The following is a 6,116-nucleotide window of genomic DNA, read 5'->3' on the forward strand; positions in this document are numbered from 1 at the left end:
CATGGCTGATCAACGCACTCCCCTCGTGGAACTGAAAAACATCTCGATCTCCTTCGGCGGCATTCACGCCGTGGACAATGCCTCGGTCGATCTCTACCCCGGCGAAGTCGTGGCATTGCTCGGCCATAACGGCGCCGGCAAGTCGACGCTCATCAAGATCCTCTCCGGCGCCTACAAGCGCGATGGCGGCGAGATCCTGATCAACGGCGAGCCTGCCGACATCCGCAATCCGCGCGATGCCAAGAAATACGGGATCGAGACGATCTACCAGACGCTCGCCGTCGCCGACAATGTCGACGCCGCCGCCAACCTCTATCTCGGCCGTGAGCTGAAGACCCGCTGGGGCACGCTCGACGACGTCGCGATGGAAGCCTCGGCCCGCGAGGTGATGGGGCGCCTGAACCCCAACTTCAAGCGTTTCAAGGAGCCGGTGAAGGCGCTTTCGGGCGGCCAGCGGCAATCGGTGGCGATTGCGCGGGCGATCCTCTTCAATGCCCGCATCCTGATCATGGACGAGCCGACGGCGGCCCTTGGCCCCCAGGAGACGGCGCAGGTCGGCGAGCTGATCAAGCAGCTGAAGAAGGAAGGCATCGGCATCTTCCTCATCAGCCACGACATTCACGACGTCTTCGACCTCGCCGACCGCGTCTCGGTGATGAAGAACGGCCAGGTCGTTGGCCACGCCCGCACCGAGGACGTGACCAAGGACGAAGTGCTCGGGATGATCATCCTCGGCAAGGTGCCGCCAAAGGCGATCCCCGGCCCCGGCGCCATGCAGATCTGACCGCCGCGCGCCGACAGCCCACGACAACAACGCTCCGCCGCCCGCAAGGCCGGCGGAGTTTTTATGCAACGGCCCCCAGGCTGACGGATAAAAACACCCTGCAAAGCGCAAGCACCCGTATTTCTGAGAATTTCGCGATTGAAGCCGGCCGCAAGCTAGGCTAAGAACCACCCATCGGACAGGCGATTCAAACCGCCTCAAGCATGCACCCGTAGCTCAGCTGGATAGAGTGTTGGATTCCGATTCCAAAGGTCACAGGTTCGAATCCTGTCGGGTGCGCCAGTCTTTTCAAACGTTTATCGTATGTTTCAAAACCTGACTGCCATTCGCAGGAAGCATATAGGAAGCACGCGTAAAAGCAGCCTAGGTTTTCTTTTTTCGCTTCTTCCGGATCGTCAGCTCTTCAAGGAAGAGGCGTTCCCGGATTTTGTCGGCTTCGTTCATCTCCGGTCGATCGGCACGCGGTGATTCCGTTGGCTGTCGTCCATCCCGCGGCGCCGATGCCGCCGGCGACCGAGCCGACATAGACCAGCTCGCCAGCCTTACGTGCCGCCAGCAATAGCGAGCCGATTTGCCCGAAGGCAGCTCCTGACTTCTCGTAGCCGACGACCAAGAAGCTGTCGCTCTGGACGCACTTGATCTTCACCCAGTCGCCGAGGCGGCCGCTGCGATAGGTGCTGTTCCGGTCTTTCGCGATGATGCCTTCCAACCCATGCTCGCAGGCGATCCGCAGGAGCACGTCTCCATCCGCCCCGATCTCCTCGGACAATCGAATGGCATCTTCGCCGCCGGCAGGCACCAAGCCCTCAAGGAGATGGCGCCGTGCCGAGAGTTCGGTCCCGGTGAGGTCACGGCCATCGAAATAGAGCAGATCGAATGCCATCAAGACAGCTTCCCGCGACGTCCGCTTCCCGCCCCGGCCGCCAAGCGACTGCTGAAGCCTGCCGAAGTCCGACCGGCCACGCTCGTCGAACACGACGGCCTCGCCGTCCAGAATGGCCGTGGCGACAGGCAGGCGCCGTGCCTCGGCAGCGATCGCGGGAAAACGATCCGTCCAGTCGTGGCCGCCGCGCGTCAGGATGCGGACGCCTGATGGTTCGATGTGAATGGCGAGTCGGTATCCGTCCCACTTCACCTCGAAGGCCCATTGCCGGCCTTTGGGCGGCTTGGTCTTGAGGAGAGAAAGGCAAGGATCGACACGATCCGGCATAGGGTCGAGGGGAAGATTTGGTTGCGCGGGATTTCGAGGCTTGCGCGGCGGGGATTGAACCGGCTTGTCAGCATCCTGCAGGAGCGGCTTTCGTGTTGGCGGCTTTGTCATGCCACCATCCCATCAGCAATGTCGTAAAAAGCAATTGCCCAATACGTGTTATTGACTTCGGCCACGCGAGAACATTTAGCAACATCACTCGACGGTCGGCGATGGATCACTCGCAGATTTGCGAGTCGACGCGTCCTGAAAAACTACTGGAATTGCACGGTCGGCCGGCAAGTCGATAACGCTCTTCAACTGAAAGAAAGGCTTCGCTACGACGTGGAGCCCGAAACAGGGAAACGAACTCAAAAAAATCTGTCGGCACGGGAACAATATGCTCCGTTGATCGTAAAACCTTCGGGTCGTGCGGAGATTCGTTACACTTCGCTATATGCGACCCACCTCAACCTTAGCCCCGCTCCATAGTGGGGCCTTTTTTGTGTCTGCGGTCTCGCCAGACTTGCAGCGCACCTTCGTCGTGTTCAGCGGCTCGGTGGACCGTACGCAATCGCACCGACCTCTCGTTAACATCTATCGAACGAACGGCGAAGAGATAGGCAAGAAGCTGCTCAAGAAAGGCTTCGCACGGTCGTGGAGCCCGAGACAGCGAAACGATTGGTGCAGCTGATGAAAAAATCTCCCGATGAGGTTTGATTTCAGGTGGGCGTTTGTGTCACGCGTTTGCGTGTCTTCTTGGCAGGTGGCGGCTCTTTATCCAGCCCGTTATGCAGCGCGGCTGCCTGAGCCAATAACACTCTTTGGTAGGCTTCGAGAGCGTTCACTTTCGCTATGAAATCTTGATGGCGCTGGAAGCAAAAGTACCAAGCTATACTGCCGCCCGTGGTTAGAATCGCCGCAAGAATCGTCAGTAAGCGGATGTTGAGCGCCATTTGTTCAGCCCGGTCTACATTTCGTAGGTTTGAAAGGCGCGTGTTGAGTAGCTGCTCGTTCATGTCCCGCAGTTGCTGGGCTTGTACTGGATCGAGCGCCGCAGAGTGGATTAGATCGCGAAACTCTCGGTATCGATCGTATGGGCTTTCTTCCGTAAGGTCTTTTTCAAGCGGTTTGGGCTTGGCACCCGCATCTTCCAACCGATCTCTCAGGACAGCCGCGCGAGAATAGATAAACGCTCCGGTCTCTTCGAATGGCTTTTTCTCCACGTACAAAAGGTAGAAAGCGCTTATATACATCGCCATGCCCAGAAGCGTGATGAGCTTGTAAAGGTTGTCTGTTGGCAAAGCGGGAAGTGACCACATACCTTAAGCTAGCGCGATTCTAGGTCGTGTTGATACATGTCTAAGTACACTCGAAAAGGCACAATCGTCTCAGAAGAAGCGAACAGCCAAGCCAACTGGCATATCTCACTTGATCTCCGGCGAGCAAAGAAACTACGGGAAGAAATCCGTCACCGTCGGCCAGAACGGATGGCAGCGGTGCACCAGCTGCGGGGCACGAGACTTCGTCGCCGAAGTGGTGAGCGTAGCGGACAGATAGTCAGACGCATCGAGGGACGCATTGATTGATGGTGTGGCCTCGGCGCTGACATCGACGAATTATCGCGAGTGAGTCGGACTTCGGTCCGATGGTAGACAGCAATCTCTCTGCTAATTTCCGTTCCGCTGAGACTGCAAAACTCAGCACGAAAAGGGTGTCTGCCCCTGATCCGGAGCACCCTTTTCAAACTCGTTTTCGGGAATCCCCCCTTAACCCTCGGCACCGACGGTTTGCGGGCGGCCAACCTTCCAATTGATCATAGGGTATAGGTAATCTGTCGGGGCATCTTGCGTGCGATGGTGTTGCCAGTTCCATCGCATCTTAAGCGGGCGGTCGTCAAAGTCGAAGTCTGTGATTTCCTTCCACGGCAATAGCTCATCGATACGGCTCTGCTTGTGACCATTGACGATGGCAGTGAGCGTGGCGGTCAGATAGTCGGCGGATCGACGCATTGAGTTTGCAGGCTTATGCCGACCGTCGAACTATGCCGATTAATCAACTTTTTGCCAACGTTTCCGGCATCATAGCGGGCAGCTAGTCGGCATAGTTTAGGGTCTCTCCGTCGCAGTTGACGCGAAGGAGAGGACACATGAACGCAACTGACTATTTGAATCGCAGCGCCCTATACCGGAAGCTGGTCTATGGTCCGTATCGGGAGTTTGCGGGCGTTTACGCCGCCAAAATGTCGAACGAAGGTTTGGGTCGGCATTGCACGTGGCGCTCGCTGAGCCTGTTTCGGGATCTGATGGACTGGCATGTTGGCAATGGACATGCTCCGCAGGATTTAAGCGAGGTTCACGTCGACCGCTTTCTTGAGCATCGTTTCAAGCACTGGAAGCCCGACTCGGGCGATCGATCGGCACTCCGCCGCTTGCTTTTGGCGTTACGGGAGAAAGGCTTAATACCAGCCGCACTTCCGATTCTGCGCAGTGAGCACGAGAAGATCGTCGATGTATTCGGGCAATATCTCTCGACTGAGAGAGGGCTCGCCGCCGCGACTATGGGGAGCCACAAGCTTCTGTCGCTTCGATTTCTCCGGGAGGTGTGCCCTTTAGGCGTAGACGGGTTTGCAGCGCTCACCCCGCAGACCGTGATCGGTTATGTCGAGCGACATGCGCTCGATGGTTCCGCCGACAGTGGCAAAGCCATGTGCGGGGTTGTGCGTGCCTTCCTGCGCTATTTGCATCTGAAGGGTTTCATCTCGATGCCGCTCGCTGGCTGTGTGCCGTCCATCCGCCGCTGGCGACTTGCCGGCCTTCCAACATTTCTCCCGCCCGAGAAAGTCCAGAAGGTTCTCGATGCCTGTGATCGGACGACGGCAATGGGTCGTCGGGACTACGCGGTTCTGATGATCCTCGCCAAGCTCGGTTTGCGCGCCAGCGAAGTTTCCAACCTCAATCTTGACGATATCGACTGGCAGTCGGGCACGATCCTCGTACACGGAAAGGGACGACGCCAAGCGACTATGCCGCTGCGTCACGACGTCGGAACAGCACTCGTCGCTTATATCCGACATGGGCGTCCAGCCTCGGCATGTCGACGACTTTTCCTACGAACACTCGCCCCGCACGTGGGTTTTACATCTGGCAGCGCCATCACGTGGATCGCTAAGCAAGCACTCGAACAGGCCGACATTGAAGGCTATGCGCATCACGGCGCCCATCTTTTCCGCCACAGCCTTGCGACTGACCTTTTGCGATCGGGCGCCAGCTTTGCTGAGATCGGCCAACTGCTCCGCCATCGAAGCATCGACAGTACAAGAATCTATGCCAAGCTCGATATTGATAAGCTGCGTGAACTGAGCCTACCCTGGCCGGGAGGTGTCCAATGAGCCGGCTTGGCACCGCGTTTGAGCGCTACATCGGCATGCGCCAAGGGCTGGGATACAAATATGACGGTCCGGCAAAACGATTGTCGGAGTTCGTCGCTTTCATGGAATCCCGCGGCGCCGAGACCATCACGAATGATCTGGCAATGGAGTGGGTCACCTCGATGGGCCGGCAGCCAAGCTGGTCCATCCGCCTGTCTGATGTGCGCTGCTTTGCACAGCACCTCAGTTATTTCGATCCTTTGACAGAAGTGCTACCAAGCGACGCTGTAGCACCGGCACGGCGGACAAAGCCCTACATCTATAGCGAGATCGAGATTCAGACACTTTTGGCGGCGGCACTGTCGTTGCCGCCGGCCAACGCTCTGCGGCGCTGGACATATCACTGCCTGTTCGGGCTGATAGCAGTGGCCGGACTGCGCCATTCCGAAGCGCTCAGCCTGCTCCGGGCCGATGTCGATCTCGACCAGGGCGTCCTCACCATCCGAGAGACAAAGTTTGGCAAGTCACGGCTGGTCCCGCTGCATGCCACGACAATTGCTGTCCTTTCGGGCTACGCCGCCCGACGCGATGCACACCTTGGTACGCCGCGCAGTCCCTATTTCTTCGTCGCCGAACAAGGCGGCAGATTGCTGCATCAATACGTGCATCGCGTGTTCTGGCGACTATCCCGGCAAATCGGATTACGACAGGAGGGGAATCGAGATGGCCCACGGATTCATGATCTTCGTCACCGTTTCGCCGTCCAGACCCTG

Annotated in this window: 5 protein-coding genes, 1 tRNA gene and 2 pseudogenes; 5 read left to right on the forward strand and 3 right to left on the reverse strand. The window is 58.0% G+C overall.

The features are described 5' to 3' along the window. Position 1 precedes the first annotated feature (1 nt). Entirely contained in the window at positions 2-784 is a 783-nt protein-coding gene (locus tag ELH03_RS15875; protein ID WP_003542059.1) for an ATP-binding cassette domain-containing protein, read from the forward strand. Positions 785-989: 205 nt separating this feature from the next. Further along, positions 990-1,066, forward strand: a tRNA-Arg gene (locus ELH03_RS15880). Between the two features lie 121 nt (positions 1,067-1,187). Here the strand turns inward: ELH03_RS15880 and ligD are convergent. Then, positions 1,188-2,105 (reverse strand): non-homologous end-joining DNA ligase, encoded by a 918-nt coding sequence (gene ligD / locus ELH03_RS15885; RefSeq protein ID WP_245462662.1) that lies wholly within the window; start codon positions 2,103-2,105, stop codon positions 1,188-1,190. A gap of 409 nt (positions 2,106-2,514) precedes the next feature. On the opposite strand from ligD, the pseudogene ELH03_RS37960 reads away from it, so the two are divergent. Beyond that, positions 2,515-2,667 (forward strand): annotated as a pseudogene (locus ELH03_RS37960) (thermonuclease family protein); the annotation flags it as partial. A 28-nt stretch (positions 2,668-2,695) separates the two neighbouring features. On the opposite strand, the gene ELH03_RS15895 reads toward ELH03_RS37960, so the two are convergent. Both ELH03_RS15895 and ELH03_RS38765 read right to left on the reverse strand, forming a co-directional pair. After that, positions 2,696-3,295 carry a hypothetical protein gene (locus tag ELH03_RS15895; RefSeq protein ID WP_128411220.1) on the reverse strand — a complete coding sequence of 200 codons (600 nt, stop codon included), beginning with the start codon at positions 3,293-3,295 and terminating at the stop codon, positions 2,696-2,698. 600 nt (positions 3,296-3,895) lie between these two features. Beyond that, a pseudogene (locus ELH03_RS38765) lies at positions 3,896-3,967 on the reverse strand (transposase domain-containing protein); the annotation flags it as partial. Positions 3,968-4,122: 155 nt separating this feature from the next. On the opposite strand from ELH03_RS38765, the gene ELH03_RS15905 reads away from it, so the two are divergent. Together ELH03_RS15905 and ELH03_RS15910 are read left to right on the forward strand one after the other, a co-directional pair. After that, positions 4,123-5,364 (forward strand): site-specific integrase, encoded by a 1,242-nt coding sequence (locus tag ELH03_RS15905; RefSeq protein WP_027664907.1) that lies wholly within the window; start codon positions 4,123-4,125, stop codon positions 5,362-5,364. Further along, the coding region (locus ELH03_RS15910; protein WP_130766701.1) for a tyrosine-type recombinase/integrase at positions 5,361-6,116 on the forward strand (756 nt) is incomplete at its 3' end. The genes ELH03_RS15905 and ELH03_RS15910, both read left to right, overlap by 4 nt.

This window comes from Rhizobium beringeri (genome assembly GCF_004306515.1).
Taxonomy (GTDB): domain Bacteria; phylum Pseudomonadota; class Alphaproteobacteria; order Rhizobiales; family Rhizobiaceae; genus Rhizobium; species Rhizobium beringeri.

Bases quoted from the DNA above. Each gene is read 5' to 3' on its own strand.
- ELH03_RS15905 (WP_027664907.1), top strand. From the start codon at position 4,123: ATGAACGCAACTGACTATTTGAATCGCAGCGCCCTATACCGGAAGCTG.
- ELH03_RS15895 (WP_128411220.1), bottom strand. From the start codon at position 3,295: ATGTGGTCACTTCCCGCTTTGCCAACAGACAACCTTTACAAGCTCATC.
- ELH03_RS15875 (WP_003542059.1), top strand. From the start codon at position 2: ATGGCTGATCAACGCACTCCCCTCGTGGAACTGAAAAACATCTCGATC.
- ligD (WP_245462662.1), bottom strand. From the start codon at position 2,105: ATGACAAAGCCGCCAACACGAAAGCCGCTCCTGCAGGATGCTGACAAG.